We start from the raw sequence: 24,471 nt of genomic DNA, 5'->3' as shown, positions 1-24,471 counted from the left end.
ATCCCGAGACATACGGGGCAAAATGCCATCACCGAAGGTGATTTGGAATGCATTTTGACCAAGTTACTGTGAACAGAGTGAACAGTAACATACCTGAAACAGAATGTATAGAAAAGGAAAAATAAATATATGAAAAAGAATCGGGAAATTGTCTGCGGACTGGCAGCGTGGCTTCTGACAGCATGCTTTTTTCTGGGGTGTTTTCTGATTCCGGGGCTTTCTGACCGGATCAGTGCACTTGGAAATAACAACATTCTTATCTATGGAATGACGCTGGTTTTGTTCTGCATCTTGTTCCTTGGTGTAATGGCACTGACCGGATGTTGGACAGATGGTCCGGGTCTGTTGGAAAGTACTGCATTTAAGAAAGCTTCGCTGGTGATCCTTCTGGCATCACAGTTTCCATTCTGGACCGTATGCGTGTCAAGAGAGACTGAACAGGTAGGAGCAGTTTCTATGAAATATGGTTGGCACACACAGCCGCTTGCAGTGATGATCCTTCTGTTTCTGGCAGAGCTTGCAGTGTTTTTCTGGATGTACGAGAACCTTTCTCTTAAGGAGAAAAAAGGCGAATGGATCGTCTGGCTTACCTATGCGGCATTTGTGGTTCTGATCTTTTACTGCATGTATACGCCGAACATTTACGGAAGAGGCGAACAGGGTGATAATTATCATGCACATGCATATTTTAACTCTGTTTATAATGTATATCAGGGAATGCCGTATACACACAATGTGACAAGTATTTATGGCCATTACGGGCTGTTTTTCAAGATTCCGATGAAACTGGTCCATGGTGATTTCCGTGCATTTGTACTGATGATCGCAGGCATCGGAACACTGGCTTATATCTGTGCATTTCTGGTGCTGCAGATGCTTGTCAGAAGCAGAGTTCTGCGTATCCTTGCGGCACTTGCGTTGACATTTCCGGTGCTTGGAATGCGCGGTGGATACTACTGGCAGGTGTGGCCGCACAGAGTGATCTTTCCTATGCTGTTCCTTCTTTATGGAACAGTGATCCTTAAGAAAAAATGGAGTAATCTCTGGACTGCGGCAGGTGGATATCTGCTCTGTATGCTCGCAATCCTGTGGAATACAGAGACAGGACTTCTTCTCACAGTATCATGGGCAGGACTTTATATTTCAAGACTGCTTTCCAGAAAAAAATGGAAGATCCGGGAACTGTTTTTTTCTGTCGGAGCGCAATGTGCAGGCATGATCTTTGCTTTTGCGGGCGCTTATGGGATCGTAAATCTTTATAATCTTTCCAAACACAGTCCGATGAATTCGGTGAGAGACTTTTTGATTCCGCTGCTTTCTGACGGATACATGACAGATACACTTCATCTCGATCTGCCAACGTATCCAAGTGCATATATGGCAGTGATCACACTGTTTCTGACTGGCGTTGCAATGGGAATCGCAGGCTGGTTTGGAGACAAAGAAAAACGCCGCTGGGAGACAGATCTGGTCTTTCTTCTCAGTGTCGGTGCACTGGGATGCCTTGTTTATTATATGAACCGTCCATCCTACCATAACCTGGACTGTATCAGCCTTTCAGCCGTTCTTCTGGCGGCTTATCTTGCCCAGTACGGAATGGATTTTGTAAGAAAAAATGGCTGGGAAAATATCGCCCGCAGTACTTTTTATGAAGCTATGCGGGGCGGGATCGGACTTATCTGTGCGGCCTCTGTACTGGCAATGGGAACGGGAAATGTACTGCAGTTTTCACAGAACAGTCAGATCAAAGAAAACTTCCACAACACGGCAGAGTTTGAAGATTTTGCACAGCAGGTGGCAGCCGTTGTGCCTGCAAATACGCATGCATTCGGTCTGAATGTGGCAGAAGTCTACAGCATGCTCCACTGGAGCACACAGTGTTTTACCATGGACTTCAGCGACATGGCAGTTCGCCCGGATTCTCTGAAAGAACTGAAAGAACAGCTTGAAACAGAGGATGCACCGGCAGTTTTTACAAATAAATCTTCACTGGGAATCTGGCAGAGAAATGATCTGGAGACATACCAGTGGTTCTGCGATACTTATAAATTAAACAACAGATTTTCCTTTTATAATGAGGAATTCAGATACTTTACAAAACGATGATAAGGGAGAAAATTATGTTTGAAGAAATGACAGAACAGCAGGCGAGAGAAGAGATCCTCAAGCTGACAAAAGAATACTGCGAAAAATACCATAATAACAAAAAACCATACGAAAAGGGCGACCGTATTCCATATGCGTCCCGTGTTTATGATTCAGAAGAAATGGTAAATCTTGTGGACAGTTCTCTGGAATTCTGGCTGACAGCCGGACGTTACACCAGTGAATTTGAACACGAATTTGCGAAATACCTGGGAGTAAGATACTGTTCCCTTGTAAATTCCGGTTCTTCTGCGAACCTGCTCGCATTTATGACACTGACTTCCCCGCTCCTTAAGGAACGTCAGATCCTTCCGGGAGACGAAGTCATCACTGTCGCAGCAGGATTCCCGACAACAGTAGCACCGATCATCCAGTACGGAGCTGTTCCTGTTTTTGTTGATGTGGCGATCCCGCAGTACAACATCGATCCGCAGCTTCTGGAGGGTGCATATTCTTCAAAGACCAAGGCAGTCATGCTTGCACATACTCTTGGAAATCCATTTGACCTTAAGGCAGTCAAAGACTTCTGCGACCGTCACAACCTCTGGCTGATCGAGGATAACTGTGACGCACTGGGTTCTGTTTATACCATCGACGGAGAGGAGAAACTGACCGGAACGATCGGTGATATCGGAACTTCCAGTTTCTATCCGCCGCATCATATGACGATGGGCGAGGGCGGTGCTGTCTATACCAATAATTCTCTTCTGAATAAGATCGCAAGATCCTTAAGAGACTGGGGAAGAGACTGCATCTGTGCACCGGGACAGGACAATCTATGTGGACATCGTTTTGACCGTCAGTATGGAGAACTTCCGGTAGGATATGATCACAAATATGTATATTCTCATTTCGGATACAACCTTAAGGCGACCGATATGCAGGCTGCTGTAGGCTGCGCGCAGCTTAAGAAATTCCCGTCTTTCGTAGAACGAAGAATCCATAACTTCAACTACCTGAAAGAAGCACTCAAAGGAACCGAGGATAAACTGATTCTTCCGACAGCGTGTGAAAACTCCAGACCGAGCTGGTTTGGTTTCCTCATCACCTGCAAAGAAGGCGTGGACAGAAATAAACTGGTTCAGGAGATTGAATCCAAAGGTGTTCAGACGCGTATGCTGTTTGCCGGAAACCTGACAAAACATCCGTGCTTTGACCAGATGCGTGCTACTGGTAAGGGATATCGTATTGCCGGAAGCCTTGAAAATACAGACCGCATCATGAAAGATACTTTCTGGATCGGTGTTTATCCGGGAATGACAGATGAGATGCTTTCTGCAATGGCAGATGCGATCAAAGAAGCTCTGAACTGAGGAGAATAAAATATGATTTTAGATGAAAGACTTCGCTGGATGGGCTTCTGGATGCTGGATAAGACAAAGGGTGGCAAGATCCGGGAATATTATGACCAGATCCGTTACGCCTGGAAGGAAGGCAGTTCTGTTGAAGAAACAGAAAAAAAGATTCAGGATCTGATCGCCCATGCAGTAAAAACAACAGATTTTTACAAAGATTATCCGGAAGATATTTCACTGAAGGACCTTCCGGTGGTAAACAAAGATACGTTCCGTCAGCAGTATGACCGTTTCATATCTTCCACATACAAGGATGCACCGGATAACCGTGTGATGTGCACCAGTGGTTCCACGGGAACTCCGCTCCGCATGATCCAGAACAGAGATAAGATCCGCCATAACACAGCAGGCGGCATTTTCCTGGGAGCCGCGGCTGGCTACTACATCGGAATGAAGGAAGCTTTTATCCGCGTCTGGGTAAATAATGTCAAAAAGAGTAAATTTCAGCTTATCCAGGAAAATATGATCATGATGGACAGTTCCCGCATGGATGAACAGGCACTGGCAGAGATGTTCCATACGATCGAGAAGAAAAAAGTAAAATGCCTGGTCGGTTATTCTTCTGCGCTGGGAGAACTGAGCGACTATATCCGCAGATCCGGCAGAGACTGCAGCAATTGCAGCGTCCGGGCGATCATTCCGATCTCTGAGACAATGCCGGAACCGGTCCGCAGAACTCTGGAAAAACAGTTCGGCTGCCCGGTAAGAGCCTGGTATTCCAACGAAGAAAACGGAATCATGGGACTTCAGAATGAGAAAGATGAGGGATACCGTATTGATACAGAAACCTATTATTACGAGATCCTCAAGATGGATTCTGATGAGCCTGCGGAACCGGGAGAGCTGGGACGTATCGTGATCACGGATCTTTTTAATTATGCATTTCCGATCCTCCGTTATGACAATGGAGATACTGCGGTGGCAGTCCGCAAGGAAAAGAATGGTCGCTTCAAGCTTTATCTGTCCGAGCTTTACGGACGCAGAAGTGATCTGATCTACGACTGCAAAGGCAATGCCGTGACACCTTACATCATCACAAACAATCTCTGGGATATCGAAGGCGTGAAGCAGTATCGTTTCATCCAGGAAGATGTGAAGGATTATACGATCTGGTTGAACGGAGATCCGGCAAAGATGGATCAGGAAGAGATCCTTGGCAGGATCCGCCCATACCTTGGCGATGAAGCAAGGATCAAAGTAGAGATCGTAGATGAGATTCCGGTGCTCGCCTCCGGAAAGCGTAAATACATAGAAAACCGTTGTGAGAAATATCAGGATCACAAGGGAATCTGTGGCTGACAGAGGGGCAGGAATAAGATTGGAAAAAAAGGAACAGAAAAAAAGTATTGCAGTAAACACCCTGTACACCATGGGTGGACTGATCTTTATGAATGCGGTGCTGCAGATCGTGATCACACCGCTCTTGAACAGAGTGATGGGCGCGGAACAGCTCGGCGGACTTCTTTATATCACAGGTCTTATCGCGATCGTGTGTCCGTCTGTCGGTCAGGCACTGAACACCAGCCGCCTTGTAGTACGCAGGAATTATGCGGTAACGAACGGCGATTATGACTGGATCCTTCTTGTGTTCGGCGCGATCGGCAGCGGCGTGGCACTCTGGATGTCGAGGAACAGTCTGGAAAGCATTCCTATGGCAATCGGTGCTTTTCTGCTGTTTATGTTTACTGTATTCCGGTATTATGGAGATGTGGAATATCGTCTTAACCTGAATTATAAGAGATATTTTATTTATTATCTGCTGATCGGGCTCGGATATCTTGCGGGTTTTGGCGTTTATTACGTGACTGGTCAGTGGGTATGGATCTATCTGATCGGAGAGGGCGCGGCTCTTCTGTTTGTAGGACTGACGGGAAGTGTTTTTCATCAGTTCTTTCAGAGAAGCCAGTATTTTTCGACAGCACTGGGAAGAGGTTTTTTCCTTACAATGTCTTATCTGATCACAAATACGACCATGAATATGGACCGCCTTGTGATCAAACAGGTGCTTGGAAATGAGCAGGTCACCTGGTATTATGTTGTGTCTCTGATCGGAAAGACGTTGGTGCTTCTGATCGCACCGATCAATACGATCGTGATCTCCTATCTGACGAAACGCAAAGAACTGCTGACACGTTCACAGTTTGGAAAGGCAGTTCTTGCGGGCGGCGGTGTGAGCCTTGTGTTCTTTCTTGCATGTCAGGTGGGAACGCCGCTGTTTGTATGGCTTTTCTACAGAAACCTCTATGATTCTGTCAAAGGGCTTGTCACAGTGGTAAATCTCGCGCAGATCCTTGGGCTATTTTCCGCATTTCTGTTTATTCTGGTACTTACATTTACAGATGAAAAATGGCAGCTGTGGATCCAGCTTGCACATTTTGCGGTTCTGCTGGTGACTTCTGTGCTGGCAGCAAGAGCATATGGTATGATTGGTTTTGCCTGGGCGTCCCTTGGGGCGAACAGCCTCAGAGTGGCAGCAGTCATCATTCTGGGACTGGTAAAGGCAGGAAAAGATAAAGGAGGCAGCAATGCAGACAGGTGAAGTTCTGAGAAGAGTGGTATTTGATCTTCTCGACGCTGCAAAAGGCGGCAGGCTCAAAAAATTAAAAGAAGTAAACAAACGAGAGATCGTTGAGGGTGTGACAGAGGAATATATGGATCGCAGGATCCATGTTCTTCTGGATTATGTCAAAGAACACTCTCCTTATTATAAAGATCATCCGGAATGGACAGAACTTAAGGATTTTCCGGTAATGACCAAAGGTGATTTTATAGAAAATTATGACCAGGTCCTTGTGGACAACAGCGAGGAACAGGGAAAGCTGTACCGTCTGAGTACAAGTGGTTCTACAGGAACACCGTTTACGGTACTCTGCGATGGCGACAAGATGAGCCGTGTAAATATGAACTTTATCTCCTGTATGGAACTGAACGGTTTCCGTATGGGAATGAAGCGCGGCGAGTTCCGTGCGTGGATAAAGGGAAAAAATACGATCAGTAAGTGGAAATCTTTCAAAAATAATCTGATCATGGTGGATATCTCCAACATGGGAGACGATTCTCTGGAAAAAATCTGCCAGGATATCGAGAAAAAGAAGATCCAGGTACTGGTCACATATTCCAGTGCACTGACAGCACTGACACAGTATCTCAGAAAAACGCACAGAGACATCAGTAAATGGGATGTGGAGCTGGTTTTCTCTATGGGAGAGGCGCTTCCACAGGAAACTTATGACCTGACAAAAGAGCTGTTTGGATTTTCTCCGGTGCGTTCTTATGGAAATAATGAGAATGGTTTTATTGCGATCCAGCTGGATGAGGATCCGGAATATACCATTGATCTTTACAATTTTTATCCGGAGATCCTGAAACTGGATTCTGATGAACCGGCAGAAGAAGGGGAACTTGGAAGAATCGTTGTCACAGACTATTATAACAAGACTTTCCCGATGGTCCGCTATGATACCGGTGATACGGGAATCATGAGAATGTATAATGATCCTAAGGGCAGGGTGCATGGTAAATATGTAGAGATCTACGGCAGAAGAGGTTCTCTGATGTACAACACCAAGGGCGAACCGCTTTCTATCCATGTATTTATGAATACACTTCTGAAATTTGAGGGTATTGTTTACCAGGCAAAATGCATCCAGTGGGGCGAGAAGGATTATGAGCTTCTTGTGAATGCGGATCAGGAAAAACTTGATATCGATGAAGTTCTGGCAGCATACCGCCATTATCTCGGGGAAGATGCAGAGATCAAAGTTACTTATGTCGATGAGATCCCGATCCAGGCATCCGGTAAATTTATGGTATGTGAAAACAAATGGGATGGAAGGAAGTAGGCAGAATGAAGCAGAAAGTATCTGATTATATAGCTGATCGTATTGCACAGTGGGGCATCCGGGATGTGTTTACCGTGACTGGCGGCGGTGCGATGCATATGAACGATTCTTTTGGACATCATCCGAAGTTGCACTGCACTTATCAGCATCATGAGCAGGCGTGTGCGATGGCAGCAGAAGCGTATGCGAGGATGGATAACCGTATGGCAGCTGTCTGCGTGACGACAGGACCTGGTGCGACAAATGCGATCACAGGTGTCTTGGGTGCCTGGATGGACTCTATTCCGATGCTTGTTTTTTCCGGGCAGGCGAGATATGCCACGACAGTTCCGGCGAGCGGACTTCCGCTTCGCAGCATGGGCGTTCAGGAGTGTAATATTGTTCCTGTAGTCGCTTCTATCACCAAATATGCACATATGGTCATTCATCCGGAAGACATCCGTTATCATCTGGAAAAAGCACTCTACATGGCAGCAACAGGAAGACCAGGACCAGTCTGGCTGGATTTTCCACTGGATGTGCAGGGCGCGATCATAGAGACAGAGAGTCTCCGAGCTTATGATCCTGCAGAAAATCCGGAACAGAGACCACAGGAGATCCTGCAGGAAACAATAGAGAAGATCCTTGATAAAATAGAGGAAAGCCACCGCCCGGTATTATCACCGGGAAATGGTGTACGTCTTGCAGGCGCGATCGAGGAGTTCCATGAACTGGTCGATGTACTTGGTGTGCCGGTCGTGACCGGAATGAGCAGTGTGGATGCGCTGGAATCCGATCATCCGTACTTCGTGGGAAGAAGCGGCGGAACAGGAACGCGCCCGGGAAATTTTGCCCTGCAGAACAGTGATGTGCTGCTTTCCATTGGAAACCGTCAGGGATTTGCACAGACTGGTTTCCAGTATCAGGACTGGGCGAGAGAAAGCTATACGATCCTCAATGATATTGATGAAAATGAATTAAAGAAACCGAACCTTCATGTCAGCCTTCCGGTTGTCGGAGATGCAGGTGAACTGATCCGTGGACTTCTCGCTGAGGCGAAGAAGCGCGGTGCAGATAAAGAATACCCGTTGTTTAAGGGAGAAGACTGGAGAAAACAGTGTCTCCTCTGGAAAAAACAGTATCCGGTTGTGACTGAGAAGCATTATGAAACACTGGAAGAAGGATGCACAAATATCTATGCTTTTTACGGAGAGCTCTCCAAAGCCATGAAGGAAAACGAAACTCTCATGGTCAGCGTGGGAACTTCCCGAGTGGCAGGAAGTCAGGCGTTCCAGGTCAAAAAAGGACAGCGCTTTATCACAAATCCAAACACAGCTTCGATGGGATTCTGCCTTCCGGCGGCAACAGGAATTGCAGTCGCACAGCCAGGCAAAGCTGTTGTCTGTGTGACAGGTGAGGGCAGTCTGCAGATGAATATTCAGGAGATGCAGACGATCCTTCAGAACCGTTTGCCGGTGAAACTGTTTGTGATCAACAACCAGGGTTATCATTCCATCCGTCAGACACAGCAGAGCTATTTCAAGCCGCCGCTGGTCGGTGTGGGTGAGGAGAGCGGAGACTTGAGTTTTCCGGATCTTTCCAGGATCATGCCTGCTTATGGATTTCCGTATAGAGCAGTTCATGCATCCGAAGATCTTGAAGCAGCGATCAGTGAGGCATTGGATGCAGAGGGAGCTTTTGTCTGCGAGGTTTTTGTGACGAAATATCAGAAGACGGAACCAAAGACTTCTGCGAAGAAACTTCCGGATGGAAGTATGGTGTCCGCGCCGCTTGAAGATATGTATCCGTTCCTTGACAGGGAAGAGCTGGAATCCAACATGTTCATTCCTCTTCCGGAAAAGATGAGACAGTAAGGATATCCGGCGGTATATGGAGAAAATTATGAAAAAAATCATTGTGACAGGAGCCACCAGCATGATCGGTACGGCTCTGATCGAAGAATGTGTAAAACAGAACGTAGAGGTCTATGCAGTCATAAGGTCTTCTTCCGGGAAGCAGAGCCGTCTGCCGGACAGCAGTCTGATACATCTGATAGACTGTAATCTGGAAACTCTGGATCACCTTCCAGAGCTGATCCCGGCGGGTTGCGATACCTTTTACCATATTGCCTGGGGAAATACGGGTGAGAATCGAAACAGAAGTACAGAACTGCAGAGCAGAAATATCAGCTATACATTGGATGCGGTGAGAGCGGCAAATGCACTTGGCTGTAAACGTTTTATTGGGGCTGGTTCTCAGGCGGAATATGGACCAATGAACATTGACAAGATTTCACCGGACAGTCCGACAAATCCTTCGACACCTTATGGAGCGAGCAAGTTGGCATCCGGTCATCTGGCGGGGATGCTCTGCCGGGAGCTTGGCATGGAATGTATCTGGCCGAGGATTTTCAGTGTTTACGGAATTTATGAGAAAGAAACAACGATGATCGCTTCCGGGCTCCGCAAGATGCTTCGAGGCGAACCGACAGAGTTCACTCCGGCAATGCAGCGCTGGGACTATCTTTACAGCAAAGATGCGGGACGAGCTTATTATCTGATCGGTGAGAAAGGCAGAGACGGTGCTGTATATTGTATCGGAAGCGGCGAAGCTCATCCACTCAAAGAATATATCCTCAAAATGGCAGAACTCACCGGGGCAGAGAAAACAGGAATCGGTGCAAGACCATATCCACAGGGAGCGGTTATGAATCTCTGTGCGGATACGGAATCTCTGCAGCGTGACACCGGGTTTGTGCCGGAATATACATTTGAAGAGGGAATCAGAGAAACAATCGCCTGGATCAGAAGCCAGGAAACAGGAGTATAGATAAGAATGAAGAAAAAAATTTCAGTGGTAATTCCCACCTATAATGAAGAGGCGAATGTAGTGCCTCTTGCAAAAGCGGTGTCGGAAGTCATGGAACGCGATCTCAGTGAATATGATTATGAGATCCTGTTTATCGACAACCATTCCAAGGATAACACCCAGGCACTGCTTCGTGGACTGTGTGCCAATAATAAAAAGATCAAAGCAATCTTCAACGCCAAGAATTTCGGACAGGCACGTTCTCCGGTCTATGGAATGAAACAGGCATATGGAGACTGTGTTGTGCGTATGTGTGCAGATTTTCAGGATCCGGTAGATATGATCCCGAAATTTGTGCGTGAATGGGAACAGGGAACAAAGATCGTCATCGGTGTCAAAAGTGCCAGCAAGGAGCGCAAGGGCATGTACTGGATCCGTTCCTGCTATTACAAGATGATCAACAAGATCACGGATATCGATCATATCGAGCAGTTTACCGGTTTCGGACTTTACGATAAAAAGTTCGTAGATGTGGTTCGTGACCTTCATGATCCACTGCCATATTTACGTGGGATCATTGCGGAGCTTGGCTTTGATTACAAGGCCATCGAATATACACAGCCGAAACGCCGTGCCGGAAAGAGTAAAAATAATTTTTACAGTCTGTACGATTATGCGATGATCGGAATTACTTCTTATTCCAAAGTTGTTATGCGACTGGCGACATTTGCAGGATTTATCATCGGCGGTTTAAGCCTGGTTGCAGCACTTGTCTATCTGGTGTTGAAACTGATGTACTGGGATCGTTTTTCTGCCGGTGTTGCTCCTATGGTCATCGGTATGTTCTTTCTTGGAGCACTGCAGCTGTTCTTTATTGGATTCCTTGGTGAGTATGTACTGAGTATCAACAGCCGTGTGCTTGACCGGCCGCTTGTCGTGGAAGAAGAACGCCTGAATTTTGACGAAGATGAAGAGGATGAGGTAGAGGAGCGCAAAAAGGTATGAAAGAAAAAGCAGCAAAAAAACAGAGTTTTCTGAACCGCAAAAGAGCAGAGTGGAAAGAAATGAAGCTCTGGAACGGCAATGAACTGTGCAAAGTGGACTGGATCGTGTCTATCCTGATCCTGACAGTGCTCTTTTTTACCTGTGTGCATTCAGATGTGAAGCTTACAGGAAACAGATCTTTCCTGATGTATAAACATTTTTCTGATTTTTATCAGGCAAGTTATGAGCAGTCCGGCGGCTACTGGGCAAATTATCTGCCGAGTACGTTTATCGCCTATGCAATCTGGAACCTGCCGCTTTATCTGACAGGGCATGCGCCGGAGGCGATTCTGACAAATAGTTTTGTCAATCTGATGTGGTACAAACTTCTGCCGGTGATCGTCTATTTTATCACCGCACAGCTTATTTATCATATCGGTAAAGAAATGGGATTCGGGGAGAAAAAATCTCTCCTCTGTAAATTTGCATTTCTGGTATTTCCGATGGGGGTGTTCAGCCAGTTTATCTTCAGCCAGTATGATATTTTTACTGTATTTTTTATGGTGCTGGGGCTGTACTTTTTCCTGAAGAACAGGATGTGGCAGTTTGCGCTGGCATTTGGAATGGCTTGTACTTTCAAATATCATGCAGCATTGTATTTCCTTACATTACTTTTATTAAAGGAGAAAAAGATCCGAAATCTGATCCGTTATGCGGTCATCATGGCGATTCCGCTTATGGTGGAGATCCTGCCGAACATCGGATCAGAAGCATTCCGCAGAAATGTGTTTGGCTTCAGTGCCCTTGAATATGTCAAAAAGCCGTTTACAGTGGGATTTTTCAGTGGGATCAATCTGATGGCAGCAGTTGCCGCCTTTGTACTGGTCTGGGCTTATCAGAAAAAAGTGGAGGAAGAAGAAACTCTGGCTTCCTGGGCAGTCTTTTTCTGTGTGGCAGTGAGCTTTTCTGTGTTTGGATTTTCGACATGGAATCCGCAGTGGGTGCTTTTGATGGCTCCGTTCCTCGTACTGAATATCTTTATGAATGAGAATGGAAATCTGCTTCTGATGATCACAAATATCTTTATGCTGGCGATGTATATTTTCTGCAGCCAGAGTATGGTAGATGAGAGAGTTCTGAATGGCGGAATCCTGAAATATATTCTTAAGGACAGGAACTTTGCCGTGCGTATGTGGGATGTTTACAGATTTCATGACCAGGAACTTCTCTGTACAGCGATGTGGATCGTGCTTTTGCTTTATGTTGTCTTTGGACATCCGCGTTATCATAAGAAGAAAGGCAGTATCATTTCCAGAGGTCTGGTATGGCAGATCCGCGCGGCGTTTCTCTTTGGCGTAGCGGCGTTTGTGCTTCCGATGTCTGTCTGTGCGATGGGCGTTCTGCAGGGCAAAACAGTCTTCTTTGACAACAGCCGCCAGAATATGGAGATGGAAAACGTCGTGATGCTGGAGCGGGATCATCCGATCATTCAGGAGTTCACCGTTTCCGGAAATAAAATCTCTGACATCAAGATCCGTGTATATACAGAGACAGACCTTGACCTTTACAGCCTCAAAGTCGTGCTCCGTGACAAAGAGTCCGGGGAAGTGGTCTATGAGAGTGAAGGGGATACTTACGGTCTCAAAGAAAACACTGCGCTGTATTCTTTCCTGAAACATTCTGTAGATGTGGAAAGTGGAAGAACTTATCAGCTTGAGATCACCAGCGATGCACCACAGAACAGCGGAATTGGTCTGTATTGTGTAGAGGCAGGCAAGGCTTTGGCACAGCTTGTGGAACCACGGAGTGAGGAACATGAAGAAAAACGCAGTCTTCAAATGTGTATCACAGGTGTGGAATAGAAAATACCGAAAAAATTTATCAGATTTTTTATAAAAATTTTGTAAAGTTGTGTTAAAATTCGAATGAATGTGTTATAATGGTCACATAGACAACCAGAAGGTTGAATATATATCATCCAAAATAAACAGCAAAGGGGATGGGACTATGAAATTTATTATTAGTGGAAAGAACATCACAGTATCCCAAGGACTCAGAACAGCCGTTGAGGACAAGCTCGGCAAACTGGAGCGTTATTTTACTCCTGACACAGAAGTTATCGTAACTTTAAGTGTTGAGAAAGAAAGACAGAAAATCGAGGTTACAATCCCGGTAAAAGGAAATATTATCAGATCCGAACAGGTAAGCAACGATATGTACGTATCCATTGACCTGGTAGAAGAAGTTATCGAGCGTCAGCTTCGTAAATACAAAAATAAAATCGTAGACAAACAGCAGGCTGCAGCAAACTTCCAGAAGGAATACATTGACAAGGATTACGAGGAAGAGGATGAGGTTAAGATCATCCGTACCAAGAAATTCGGCATCAAACCAATGTATCCGGAGGATGCATGTGTACAGATGGAACTTCTGGGACACAACTTCTTTGTATTCTACAATGCAGAGACAGATCAGGTGAATGTGGTTTACAAACGTAAAGGCAATACTTACGGTTTGATCGAGCCTGAGTTTTAAGTTTGATCGAGGTTAGTGCACTTCGTAAACATTAAGTAAACGTAGTCCCATCTCTCTTATGAGGGATGGGACTTATTGGTGAAAAAGGGAAAGGAATCATGAATAACAAGAAAAACCTGAAAATGAAACCCGTAGGCAGCGAATATATGGAACAGTACAATGCCCTTCTCCGCTATGTGTTCCAGGTTACGGAACAGGAGCTGAGTTCCATCGGATGGCAGGAACGTGAGATCATCCGCGCCAAATTTCCAACCATGGAAAAGGCAGATGTGATCGGATGGTTTGATGACGATAATCTTGTTTCACAGGTGGCAGTTTATCCTATGCAGACACGTATCTTTGGCAGGACTTACGCCATGGGCGGTCTGACCGGAGTAGGAACTTATCCGGAATACTCCAACATGGGACTGATGCACAAACTTCTTGAGCAGGCACTCAAGAACATGAAGGAGCGAGGACAGGACATCTGTTATCTGTATCCATATTCCATTCCATATTACCGCCGCAAGGGATGGGAGATCATCTCAGACAAAATCTCCTACGAGATCAAAGACTATCAGCTTCCGAAGAACCATCAGGTCCCGGGTGATGTACGCCGTGTCGATACCGAGGGCGAAGAACTGAAGGAAGCCTATAACCGTTATGCCATGCGGACACATGGAGCAATCCTCCGTGATGATCTGGCGTGGAATGAATATTGGCTGTGGGACTCCGACGATATCATGGCGGCCGTTTATTATAATGAGAACAATGAACCGGACGGATATGTGATCTACTGGATCGCGAAGGAAGTTTTTCATATTAAAGACATGATCTTTAATAATGAAGAGGCAAGAACCGGATTATGGAACTTCGTGGCGGCACATTTTTCCATGATTAATCAGGTGGAGGGCGATACTTACACGGATGAACCTCTGGCATTTCTTCTGGAAGATGCAAGCATCAGGGAAGTGATTTCGCCATACTATATGGGAAGAATCGTGGATTTTGTGTCCTTCATCGAGAAGTATCCGTTCAAGCCAAGCGTCCTCGACCGTGAATGGAAATTTAAACTGATCGACCCGGTCATGGAGTGCAACCAGGGAAATTTCTGTCTGACCATCTCCAGAGAAGGCAAAGGCCAGGCAGTCCGCACTATGGAACCCTGCCAGGACGAGATCAGCATTCAAACCATGACTACCATGCTGATGGGCTACAAACGCCCCGAATACCTCGCAAGGATCGGCAGGATCAAAGCCGCCGAGTGGACCATCGACATGCTCGAAGACGCGATTGAGCAGCAGACACCGTACATATCGGATTACTTTTAAGAATATGAAAGAAAATAATTATATTTCTGTTTTGGACGGGCTTTTGAGAGCGAAAATATATCTGTGGATGATTGGTGTTCTTTTCTATGTAAAGTCAATTTATGTAGTGGAGTTTTTTCTGCTGGCTGGAATATTCTTGATGGGAGTCAGCATATTGTGCTCTTCTGCCATAAACAGAAAAAGATGGATAACTTCCTGGATGATCAGTTTCTGTGCCTGCTTTATTTATCTTATCTGCTATATTTTGGCAGGTTATGCAGGACTGGTCATACCGATGGGAGAAATATTGGAAGCAGATCCAAATCCGGCAAATGGAATTCTTTTGATGTTATATACTGCGGTGTTTTGGGGAGTGGCAGTAGTGACTCGCGTCATATCAGGTATTTTTTATTCGGTTCTGAATAGATTTGGTTCTTCCAAAATGAACACATACTTATGAGAAAAAAGAAGGTACTGTAAAGTCATCAAATATGATGATTCTGCAGTACCTTCTTTTATACAAAATTGTGAATTTGTTTAATTATAAAGGCTTTAAGGTACTGTTCAGAGGCAATGGTGTGGTCGCTTTCCTGGTGTGTCCTCCACCTGACCGCGCAAAGTAAGTGATTGTGTGCGAGGGAAAGCTGGCTGGATGATTAGGCAGGAAGCAAGCGAGTTGAAGGTTCATGGAAATCGGGAGGCAGAATGACCTTACGGAAAGTAAATCGCCTAAAGGCCCACAAAATTTAGAGGTCTGAATGACTTGACAGGAAGTAAGTTATTTAAAGGTCTACAGAAATCGGAGAGGAAAATGACTGGGAGATGAGTAAGTGATCAGGAAGTCAACAGAAGTTAGGAGTTTTGGATGACTACGTTAAAAGAAAGTAGCAACAGAGTACATAAATTCGAAAAAAATGGATGGTTAGAATTGTACTTGCCTACAAGCAAGTCAATAAATTATCTCCAGGAGGATGGTCCAGAGGACACTTATTTACATGAAGGTCTTTCTACCTGAAATACCAGTGAATAGTAACGGCTTTAGAAGCAGGTTTTCATTCCGCTTGCCATATTCCGAAAAAACATGAAAAATATGAGTCAGCCTTTAGAAAAAATAAGGCTGGCTCGTATTTTTATACTATTTTGCTTCCAGCTGCTCAATCATGCGATAAATGATCTGCTCGGCTTCCTCAGGCTTGTAGTAAACATCCGGATCCATATTTGTCAGGAATTCCTGAAAGATCTGCAGGATAAATGGCTCTGTGATCGCGAAGCACATATGATCACCTGAATTTGTCTGATAAGTAAGGGAGCATGTGTTACCACAAAGACACATACGAAGGTTTTCTGACAAATGGTTCAGAGGCTTCTTCAAAATGCGGTAGGAACCGTTATGACAGCATTGTGCGATTTCACGGAGAATCCGGATTCGCTGCGCTATATTTAACGGATGATAAAAGGTTTGTGGAATTTCTTCAAATAAACCTTCTTGCAGGAAACGGGTCATTCCATACTCTGTAAAATATATAATAAATTTTTCGTCGTTGATCAGCTGCATATTATTGTTGAACAAAGTATCTGCCATAGATATAACAGAATCTGCCCCAGGAATATCATAATTGAAAATATCTTCCAACAAGTCTCTGCGTAAAAACGGGAGAATACAGGCTTCAGGCTGGATCGTGGACAGCAGATGCAGCAGAAATGGATAGTCAGGCTGCAGGAAAAGAGCGATTTTTCCATTTGGCTTAGCGGCTTCCGACAATAAAATCTGATGGACAGAAGAATCTATTGCCTGTCTGGAATTTAGCAGAAGACAGTTCTGGGTGGGGGAAAGACGTTTGACTAAATTTGCGTGGGGGGGGGGTAAAGTTACATGACGGTGGAGTGGACTTGTTTGGAAAATCACATAAAAAATGTTCAACACTTTTACGGATATAATAAGCATCTTCTCCCATACGAGCCATTTTCCAGGATTCTCTGAGCTGGTGTGTTTCAAGAGGAGTCAGCTTTATAAAATAAGCGATCTGTTCCACCAGTTCAGCAGACATAGGTTCACGTTTACCGTTAATAAATTTATAGATAGTAGAGCGTTCTAGCTGACAGTAGTGTGCCAAGGCACCTACTTTTACATCCTTCTCATGGATATAATTCTTAAGCATATCAGAAAATACAGACATAAGTAAAAATCCTTTCATAACTTCAATTATTACTAATTCCCAGTATATCATATTCGTCATAACGAAAGTGTCAGAATCAGACAAAAATTGGCAAAAGGCACTGTAAAAACCTGTCCACAAATCTCGCCCCATCTTGTAGAAGGAGGGAATGTTTCTTAAAATTAAACGATAAAGTGTGAGAAAAAGAACCATAAATTTGTCTATTTATAGACATAATAATATTTTTTTAAAATCATATAACAAAACAGAAAACAGAACAAATCCGTAAATCAGGTATGGCAAAATAGATGTTGTAATGATAAAGAATGTAAAACGATTAGGAGAAAAGTATATGACACAGGTAATACCGTATTCGGAGCAGGAGGCCAAATATCAAAAAGCTGAACAGCGAAGAATTACAGAACTTCAGTTGTCTCAGGGATTTCAGGTTGCAGACCTATATTTAAACAGATCTTATCTGGATGCATTTTCGAGTGCTCCTATTATTTCTGCAAATCGTTCAATTATGGATGTCTCTAGGCTTCGCCTTGTTGAAATATCCAAATTGGTTTTTGATGCAAATGAAAAATTTACAGATAAACTGATGAGTGTATATTCTGCATTACATAGTTTGAACAGTGCAGTTGCTCTTATCATTGACAGTGATGGTGAGAAAATTCGATTTTATATGGGAACTCGTTCTGAACAGAACAGTTCTCTGGCAGGAGACATTCTTGAATCTACATTAAAGGGAAATTTTCCGGGGATTGTATATGATTCAAAGGATATAAATGATATCCAGGATGTGATTACAGGTATCCAGAAAAAAGGAATTAAAAGTCTTGCATCAGTGTCTATTGTTCCATCTATGAGAGATGAAACAAAGGATATGGATACTTTTATTCAGGGAACTGAGAAATTTATTGATACGATGAACGGAAAATCATATACCATGTTATGTCTCGCAAGTCCACTGGACAGACAGGTAATGGAAAAACGAAAACATGGATATGAAGAACTTTGCTCTGTCTTAACACCGCATGCAAAATTATCGTTGGCGTATGGGGAAAATGAAAGTAGTGCAGTGAATAAAAGTATATCCACAAGTTTCTCCAAATCCGTAAGCAGAAGCGTAAGCAATTCAAATACAACAAGTTCATCAACTTCAAGTGGAACAAACTCCAGTTCAAGCAGTGGCAGCAGTTACAATGGAGGTTTTTCCAAAGATGGGAGCAGTTTTGGGTGGGGAGGAAACAGCGGATATTCCAATGGATCTTTTGATTCTTATACTTCTGGAAATTCGTTTACACAGGCTGTATCTGACAGTGAAGGATCTACTTCAACTGATTCTAAAACGGATGGAACGACAGAAACAGTAGGCTCTTCCAAAACAGTCACTTTAAATTTTGAAAATACAGGTGTAAGTAATCTGATTAAGCGGGCGCAGGCACAGTTAGAACGTTTTAAAATGTGTGAATCTTTTGGAATGTGGGAATTCTGCAGCTATTTTATGTCGAAAGATATTCATACTACTGCACTTGCCGGAAATGCGTACAAGGCATTGATGACAGGAAAAGAATCGGATGTTGAAAGTGCTCATTTTAATATATGGTCACTTAATCAGGAGGATACAATCAGAAAAATTACAGACAACATTCTGCATTTTGTTCATCCAAGTGCAGAGATTGCGGCTTTTGAAGGAGGGTACAATAAACAGATTGTAACGCCAACGAACCTTGTAAGTGGAAATGAACTTCCTCTTGTAATGGGACTTCCTAAAAAATCAGTTTCCGGACTGGCAGTTGTTGAAATGGCAGAATTTGGTCGTTCGGTTGTTTATGAAAATAAAGTACCTTCTCGAAAAATTGACTTTGGAAATATATATCATATGGGAGTTGTTGAAAATTCAAGAGTTGTAATGGATCTGGATCTCTTATCTTCTCATTGCTTTATTACAGGATCTTCTGGTTCAGGAAAGTCATATGCTACATATGAACTGTTGGAACAGGTACTTCAAAATGATGTGAAGATTATGATCATTGAACCTGCAAAGGGCGAATATAAACAGATTTTCGGAGGACTAAAAGGAATCAAGATTTTTACTACGGATCCAAATGCATACAGAATACTGAGGATAAATCCTTTTCAGTTCCCAGACAATATTCATTTGCTTTCTCATGTTGAACAGCTCCTTCAGATATTTAATGCATCCTGGCCGTTATACGCAGCTATGCCTGCAATATTAAAACAGGCTGTCGTTGACAGCTATACCCGCTGTGGATGGGATGTTCAGAATTCTATCTGGATTCCAGGTATCAGTGACCATAAATACCCGGTATTTGCGGATGTTCTGGAGATTCTTCCGGATATTATCAATACTTCTGATTATTCTGCGGATTCTAAAGGTGATTATAAAGGTGCATTACTTACGCGAGTACAGTCTATGACGGTTGGTATTAATGGTGTGATTTTCAAGAACAGTGTTGGAATTGAAGATTCCTTATTATTTGATTCAAATGTTGTAATAGACCTGAGTGAACTTGGATCAGACGAGGCAATTGCTTTGATTATGGGTGTCCTGATCATGAAACTGAATGAATACAGAAAATCTCAGAGAAAAGAAAATCCAAAACTTGCTCTAAACTCTCGGCTCAGTCATGTTACCGTTCTGGAAGAGGCACATAACCTGCTGAAACGAACTTCCAAAGACCAGAATCAGGAAGGCGCAAATATGATTGGAAAATCTGTAGAGATGATCAGTAATTCTATCAAAGAAATGCGAACATATGGTGAAGGTTTTATTATTATAGATCAGTCTCCAATGGCTGTAGATGCATCTGCTATTGAGAATACATCAACAAAGATTATTATGAACACACCGGCAAAAGATGCCTGTGAAGAACTGGGAAGCGCCCTTTCTTTGAATGATCAGCAGACCAGAGAACTGTCTCGACTGAATGTTGGAGTGGCAGCAGTTTTCCAGAAGGGATGGCTGTCTCCGGTTTTGATGAAAGTAGATAAATGGGATGACCGTTATAATACAGAAGTGGAAATGACGAATCCGGCAGATCTGAGGGTTACAAAGGGAAATCTTCTGACAGCATTAAATGAACAGAAGAAGGAACAGCATTTTTCTCCAATGCGTTTGAAGGCAATTACCCGTTCTTCTGCGCTGCCTGCAGATAAAAAGAGAGAGCTGGATGATATTTTGCGCTCCTATAATGACAAATTTCCTGCCAACAGTGCTTTTAATAAGTTCTATTATGGAAATTTACTGCTCGAACTGACAGGATGTGGACAGCTGTTTGAAGTAATTCCTCTGGATGATGTGCCTACATACAGACAATTCAATGCAATGGACAGTGATTCCGGAGAATTCTCGGATATGTTGAATTTATATAAACAGAATACGCAGGAATGGTTTGAGAAGTTTTTTTCAGCACTTTCCTTATATGTACTTCTGGATGATGAGTATGTAAAGGCTACCGTTATTCTGGATATGTTATATGCAATTGGATATGGCGGAAAAATAAAATATTATCCAGACAGTAAACTGGCCATGCTGTGCAGAATGCTTTATCGTCAGCTGGGCATTTCATTAAAATAGTACGGGGAGTAGGAGAATGGCATTTAATAATAAATTTAATGAAACAAATGAGACAAAAGAAAATCCAGATAATAAAGAGGCTTCAACAGAAAAAACGGAAAAACGGCACAATCAGATTTTAGAAGGTGCGTATGATTATAAAGATGATTTTGAATCAAAGGTAGAAAACAGTGAGGGAAAAGACGCTCAGGATACTAAGGAAAATCAAAAGAAATCGGATGGTGGTGAGAAACCGAAATTGTTTGAGCGTATAAAAGATTTCTTTTCTAAAGAAAAAGTTAAAGAGGCAGATAAAACGGACAAAACTGAGGAAAATGAGGATTCAGAGCCTAAAAAGGGACGAAAAGAAGAATTTATGGATCGTATAAAAGTAACTCAATCTCCTGAAGAAATAAAGAAATATAATGCAGAACATGGCGATTCAGGTGAAATAAAAGATCGCCCTAAAGGTGGGTTTGAGAGAGAACGAACTTTAGGAGGAGAAAGTCCTAATAAATATGAAGCGATGGATGATTCATCAGACAATGCGGAAGAATCTTGAAATGTAGTTAATAATTATGGAGGCTATAAACAAACATGGCAACTCAGATAAATATGCAGTACAATCCATATCTTCCACGACTTACCGTTCTTATTGATGGAAAACAGCCATCCGAATACAGTCGTTTAACTCAGTTTGCAGATGAAGATATCTGGAAGTGGCATTCTGAAATACTGAATGTTCTTTATAACGAAGTACGAGATGAGTTTTTTGTTATATTTACAGGAACAGAGTGGAGCATAGACATTATGAAGTTTGAATGTGAGCAAAACTTACATTGTATAGGATTCTCTTCAGAATTACCACCTGTCAATATTCCATTTCAAAAAAGACTTGGAATGTTGAACCAGCTTGTAAAAAATAACACAGAAATTAGATTTCAGTCAACAATTATTGAGTCAGATTTTGTTATTTTTCCAGAGTTTCAGAGTTATCTGGAAGAGATAAAAAATATTGAAATCAGTAATCTGTTCTGCAGTACACGAGTTCAGATTTTGGATCGCTCAAATAATTGTTTTGAAAATAAACAGAATACTTTTTTATTTATTCTGGCGAAGAATCTTTCCGAAGGGGAAGCGGTCGCTCGAAAATATAATTCAGATAATCCTGTTTTTCTGATTTATCAGGGAACAGAAACGAAATTAAAAAAAATAGACAATACATATCTTGCGTATGAATGTGAAACGCCAGAAGTTATTTCTGTGATTTTGAATTGTTTTTTAAGTTTTCCGCTTATGTTAGCTTTTCGAAACTGTATTCAAAGCATTTCCTGTGGAACAGAAATAAATTTTTCAAAACTTATGGCTATTGAGCCAGTTGTCAGTGTAAAGATACAAAAAACAATAGAGACCGGGAAGAGTAATATTATCCAGATTGCAGTGGATCCGCCACTTTCGTCGCCACCGCAGGTGATTTTTCGAGTACTTGATAATACAATTGCGACCACAGATAATTTATGCGTGTTTGGCGTGAAACCTGGAAGGACGCAGTTGGAAGCATACTATTACGGGAACAAAAAACCTTTTCAGGTATGTGAAATAAATGTTATTCAGAGAAATCGTATTAAAAAAATTATTTTAAATGACGATGAACTGATACTTGGTGCAGGTGATACCAGGAGATTACAGTATGATTATTCTCCTGTAAATGCCGATAATGTTAATACGATTACCTGGAAATCATCAGATGAAACGATTGCCAGTGTCAATTCGCATGGCACATTAACCTGTAATTCACCAGGAAAGTGTAAGATATGGTGTATTGCAGAGAATGTTTCTGCTGTATGTGCTTGTGAAGTCAGACCATATCTGGAGTCCTTAAGTGTTGATTTAAAAGATGGACAGTTACATCTGCAGCCGATGCAGGAATATGAGGTGAATGTTGCTGTTTATCCGGAAAACAGTATTGACAGAGGTTATATTATGACAAGTTCTGATTATAATATTGCAAATATTATTGGAAATAAAGTGGTGGCAAAGAATACCGGTACCGCAACGATTGAAGTAGTAAATGTTACCCGGAGGAAAAAAACAGCGTTTACTGTAAAGGTACAGAAATCAAGTCTTATAAGAAAGTTATTTGGAAGGTAATGCTTCTGATAACAGTATAAATATTATGAAAAGGAAAGAGGGATAAGGAATGGGAAAGTACATAGGCATTGACCTTGGAACAACATTTTCCTGTATGGCTTATATTAATGATAATGGCCAGCCAGTGGTAATTCCAAATGCAGAGGGTAAGAACATAACCCCATCTACAGTTTTGTTTGAGGATGGTTCCACAATTGTTGGAGAAGAGGCAAAAAATCAGAGTATCATTGAACCCGTAAACTGTGAGCAGTTTGTAAAACGCCATATGGGTGAAAGAGATTATCAGTTTTCAACAGATGATGGAGAAAAATATTCTCCGGAGGCTATATCTGCCATTATTTTGTCCAAAATGAAAGCGGATGCCGAAAAGCATCTTGGTGAATCAGTTGATGGTGCAGTTATTACAGTTCCGGCATACTTTAATGAGGCACAGAGAAAAGCAACCATGGATGCAGGCAAAATTGCAGGTTTGAATGTAATTGGAATTATAAATGAACCTACAGCAGCAGCTCTGGCTTTTGGAATTACGAAGAATAACGAAAAAGAGCAGACAATTATGGTTTATGATCTCGGCGGTGGAACCTTTGATGTGACAATTTTGCGATTTGATGCAGAAAATATTACGGTGCTTGCTACAGCTGGAGATCGTAAACTGGGTGGTTATGACTTTGATAAGTGTATTATAGCAGCTGTAACGGAGGCAGCAGCAGAACAGGGATTTGATATTCAAAGTGATCCTGTTGCACAGCAGGATCTGCAGTTAAAAGCAGAAGAAGCAAAGAAAACTCTTTCTGCAAGAGAAAAGGCGAATATTGTTCTGAATATTGGAGGCCGTCCATTCAAATATACCTTAACCAGAGAAGATTTTGCAGACTTGATAGAGGGAGTATTATTTGGAACTATATCGAGTATGGAAAATGCATGTGATGAAGCAGGACTGGAATATACAGATTTGGATAAAATTCTTTTGGTAGGTGGTTCTACAAGGATGCCTCTGGTGCAGGAAGTCATTGAGGAAGAAACAGGAATGACTCCTTCATCAGAAGTTCATCCAGATGAGGCAGTAGCAATAGGTGCGGCATATCATGTACTGGAAACATTAAAAAGAGAACAGAAAAAGGAACAGAGAAAAACAGAACAGGGCGAAACAGGGAATCGACAGATTCTGGATGCGGCAATACCAGAACCAGCTAAAAAATATACATTTACAGATGTTACATCACATGGAATTGGAATTGTATGTGTGGGTGAAAATGATCAGGAATATAATTCTGTTATTTTGCCAAAGAACACACAGGTACCGGCGGCCTGCACAAATCAGTATTGTACAACAGCTCCATTTCAGGAGAATTTGTATATTCAGGTAACTCAGGGAGAGGAAGAAGATTTAAGGTATGTAACTGTAATTGGAACAGCCGAAATTGAAATTGCACCGAGGGAAAAGATTGTTGGGATTGAGGTAACAATTTCATGTGATGAAAACTCAATTATCCATGTAAGGGTGTATGACCAGGATCTGCAGCAGGATTTAGGTGAAATGCATATCGACAGAGTCTCTAATCTTACAGAAGAAGAAATTCAACAAAGCCGACAGCGTATCAGTAGGCTTGATATTAGCGGAGAATGAGAAGTTTTGTTGAA

General features: G+C 42.8%; 18 protein-coding genes. 16 read left to right on the top strand and 2 right to left on the bottom strand.

Going from position 1 to position 24,471, the window contains the following annotated elements:
• Positions 1 to 129: 129 nt before the first annotated feature.
• The 12 genes from DWX28_RS06430 to DWX28_RS06375 all read left to right on the top strand — a co-directional run bounded on the left by DWX28_RS06430 (position 130) and on the right by DWX28_RS06375 (position 15,397).
• Positions 130 to 2,106: a hypothetical protein gene (locus tag DWX28_RS06430; RefSeq protein WP_022214425.1), complete on the top strand. Its 1,977-nt coding sequence runs from the start codon at positions 130 to 132 to the stop codon at positions 2,104 to 2,106.
• Positions 2,107 to 2,120: 14 nt separating this feature from the next.
• Positions 2,121 to 3,458 carry a lipopolysaccharide biosynthesis protein RfbH gene (gene rfbH / locus DWX28_RS06425; RefSeq protein ID WP_022214426.1) on the top strand — a complete coding sequence of 446 codons (1,338 nt, stop codon included), beginning with the start codon at positions 2,121 to 2,123 and terminating at the stop codon, positions 3,456 to 3,458.
• Positions 3,459 to 3,470: 12 nt separating this feature from the next.
• On the top strand, positions 3,471 to 4,799 hold the full coding sequence (locus DWX28_RS06420; protein WP_118252193.1) for a phenylacetate--CoA ligase family protein: 1,329 nt from the start codon (positions 3,471 to 3,473) through the stop codon (positions 4,797 to 4,799).
• 19 nt (positions 4,800 to 4,818) lie between these two features.
• Entirely contained in the window at positions 4,819 to 6,039 is a 1,221-nt protein-coding gene (locus DWX28_RS06415; RefSeq protein ID WP_118252192.1) for a lipopolysaccharide biosynthesis protein, read from the top strand.
• The gene (locus tag DWX28_RS06410) at positions 6,026 to 7,342 is read left to right on the top strand and encodes a phenylacetate--CoA ligase family protein (protein WP_118252191.1); all 1,317 of its coding nucleotides are present in this window, start codon (positions 6,026 to 6,028) and stop codon (positions 7,340 to 7,342) included. The genes DWX28_RS06415 and DWX28_RS06410 overlap by 14 nt, the downstream gene beginning before the upstream one ends.
• Before the next feature lie 5 nt (positions 7,343 to 7,347).
• Entirely contained in the window at positions 7,348 to 9,195 is a 1,848-nt protein-coding gene (locus tag DWX28_RS06405; RefSeq protein WP_118252190.1) for a thiamine pyrophosphate-binding protein, read from the top strand.
• 28 nt (positions 9,196 to 9,223) lie between these two features.
• Entirely contained in the window at positions 9,224 to 10,150 is a 927-nt protein-coding gene (locus DWX28_RS06400) for an NAD-dependent epimerase/dehydratase family protein (RefSeq protein ID WP_158565287.1), read from the top strand.
• Between the two features lie 6 nt (positions 10,151 to 10,156).
• Positions 10,157 to 11,134 (top strand): glycosyltransferase family 2 protein, encoded by a 978-nt coding sequence (locus DWX28_RS06395; RefSeq protein WP_118252188.1) that lies wholly within the window; start codon positions 10,157 to 10,159, stop codon positions 11,132 to 11,134.
• Positions 11,131 to 12,975 (top strand): glycosyltransferase 87 family protein, encoded by a 1,845-nt coding sequence (locus DWX28_RS06390; RefSeq protein ID WP_022214433.1) that lies wholly within the window; start codon positions 11,131 to 11,133, stop codon positions 12,973 to 12,975. The genes DWX28_RS06395 and DWX28_RS06390 overlap by 4 nt, the downstream gene beginning before the upstream one ends.
• A gap of 145 nt (positions 12,976 to 13,120) precedes the next feature.
• Entirely contained in the window at positions 13,121 to 13,648 is a 528-nt protein-coding gene (hpf, locus tag DWX28_RS06385) for a ribosome hibernation-promoting factor, HPF/YfiA family (protein ID WP_022214434.1), read from the top strand.
• Positions 13,649 to 13,746: 98 nt separating this feature from the next.
• Entirely contained in the window at positions 13,747 to 14,958 is a 1,212-nt protein-coding gene (locus DWX28_RS06380) for a GNAT family N-acetyltransferase (protein WP_118252206.1), read from the top strand.
• A gap of 4 nt (positions 14,959 to 14,962) precedes the next feature.
• Positions 14,963 to 15,397, top strand: a complete 435-nt coding sequence (locus DWX28_RS06375) for a hypothetical protein (protein WP_118252187.1) — start codon at positions 14,963 to 14,965, stop codon at positions 15,395 to 15,397.
• 675 nt (positions 15,398 to 16,072) lie between these two features.
• Here the strand turns inward: DWX28_RS06375 and DWX28_RS06370 are convergent.
• Positions 16,073 to 16,519, bottom strand: coding sequence for a hypothetical protein (locus tag DWX28_RS06370; RefSeq protein ID WP_147342084.1), 447 nt, complete (start codon positions 16,517 to 16,519; stop codon positions 16,073 to 16,075).
• A gap of 163 nt (positions 16,520 to 16,682) precedes the next feature.
• Positions 16,683 to 17,234: a helix-turn-helix domain-containing protein gene (locus DWX28_RS06365; protein WP_158565286.1), complete on the bottom strand. Its 552-nt coding sequence runs from the start codon at positions 17,232 to 17,234 to the stop codon at positions 16,683 to 16,685.
• A 211-nt stretch (positions 17,235 to 17,445) separates the two neighbouring features.
• Between DWX28_RS06365 and DWX28_RS06360 the strand changes: the two genes are divergently transcribed.
• The 4 genes from DWX28_RS06360 to DWX28_RS06345 are packed head-to-tail and all read left to right on the top strand — an operon-like array spanning position 17,446 to position 24,457.
• Positions 17,446 to 20,700, top strand: coding sequence for an ATP-binding protein (locus tag DWX28_RS06360; protein WP_158565285.1), 3,255 nt, complete (start codon positions 17,446 to 17,448; stop codon positions 20,698 to 20,700).
• 16 nt (positions 20,701 to 20,716) lie between these two features.
• Positions 20,717 to 21,241 carry a hypothetical protein gene (locus DWX28_RS06355; RefSeq protein ID WP_118252183.1) on the top strand — a complete coding sequence of 175 codons (525 nt, stop codon included), beginning with the start codon at positions 20,717 to 20,719 and terminating at the stop codon, positions 21,239 to 21,241.
• A 35-nt stretch (positions 21,242 to 21,276) separates the two neighbouring features.
• Complete coding sequence (locus DWX28_RS06350; protein WP_118252182.1) at positions 21,277 to 22,830, top strand: Ig-like domain-containing protein; 1,554 nt, start codon at positions 21,277 to 21,279, stop codon at positions 22,828 to 22,830.
• Between the two features lie 49 nt (positions 22,831 to 22,879).
• On the top strand, positions 22,880 to 24,457 hold the full coding sequence (locus DWX28_RS06345) for an Hsp70 family protein (RefSeq protein WP_118252181.1): 1,578 nt from the start codon (positions 22,880 to 22,882) through the stop codon (positions 24,455 to 24,457).
• Positions 24,458 to 24,471: the final 14 nt, after the last annotated feature.

This window comes from Blautia sp. AF19-10LB, from assembly GCF_003461245.1.
Classification (GTDB): domain Bacteria; phylum Bacillota; class Clostridia; order Lachnospirales; family Lachnospiraceae; genus Blautia_A; species Blautia_A intestinihominis.
The sequence above is the reverse complement of the archived record's forward strand: the minus strand, read 5'-3'. Positions and strand labels throughout refer to the sequence as shown.

Excerpts from the sequence above, each read along its gene's own strand:
- DWX28_RS06430 (WP_022214425.1), top strand. The coding sequence starts at position 130 with ATGAAAAAGAATCGGGAAATTGTCTGCGGACTGGCAGCGTGGCTTCTG.
- rfbH (WP_022214426.1), top strand. The coding sequence starts at position 2,121 with ATGTTTGAAGAAATGACAGAACAGCAGGCGAGAGAAGAGATCCTCAAG.
- DWX28_RS06420 (WP_118252193.1), top strand. The coding sequence starts at position 3,471 with ATGATTTTAGATGAAAGACTTCGCTGGATGGGCTTCTGGATGCTGGAT.
- DWX28_RS06410 (WP_118252191.1), top strand. The coding sequence starts at position 6,026 with ATGCAGACAGGTGAAGTTCTGAGAAGAGTGGTATTTGATCTTCTCGAC.
- DWX28_RS06405 (WP_118252190.1), top strand. The coding sequence starts at position 7,348 with ATGAAGCAGAAAGTATCTGATTATATAGCTGATCGTATTGCACAGTGG.
- DWX28_RS06400 (WP_158565287.1), top strand. The coding sequence starts at position 9,224 with ATGAAAAAAATCATTGTGACAGGAGCCACCAGCATGATCGGTACGGCT.
- DWX28_RS06395 (WP_118252188.1), top strand. The coding sequence starts at position 10,157 with ATGAAGAAAAAAATTTCAGTGGTAATTCCCACCTATAATGAAGAGGCG.
- DWX28_RS06390 (WP_022214433.1), top strand. The coding sequence starts at position 11,131 with ATGAAAGAAAAAGCAGCAAAAAAACAGAGTTTTCTGAACCGCAAAAGA.
- hpf (WP_022214434.1), top strand. The coding sequence starts at position 13,121 with ATGAAATTTATTATTAGTGGAAAGAACATCACAGTATCCCAAGGACTC.
- DWX28_RS06380 (WP_118252206.1), top strand. The coding sequence starts at position 13,747 with ATGAATAACAAGAAAAACCTGAAAATGAAACCCGTAGGCAGCGAATAT.
- DWX28_RS06375 (WP_118252187.1), top strand. The coding sequence starts at position 14,963 with ATGAAAGAAAATAATTATATTTCTGTTTTGGACGGGCTTTTGAGAGCG.
- DWX28_RS06370 (WP_147342084.1), bottom strand. The coding sequence starts at position 16,519 with ATGGCAGATACTTTGTTCAACAATAATATGCAGCTGATCAACGACGAA.
- DWX28_RS06360 (WP_158565285.1), top strand. The coding sequence starts at position 17,446 with ATGACACAGGTAATACCGTATTCGGAGCAGGAGGCCAAATATCAAAAA.
- DWX28_RS06355 (WP_118252183.1), top strand. The coding sequence starts at position 20,717 with ATGGCATTTAATAATAAATTTAATGAAACAAATGAGACAAAAGAAAAT.
- DWX28_RS06350 (WP_118252182.1), top strand. The coding sequence starts at position 21,277 with ATGGCAACTCAGATAAATATGCAGTACAATCCATATCTTCCACGACTT.
- DWX28_RS06345 (WP_118252181.1), top strand. The coding sequence starts at position 22,880 with ATGGGAAAGTACATAGGCATTGACCTTGGAACAACATTTTCCTGTATG.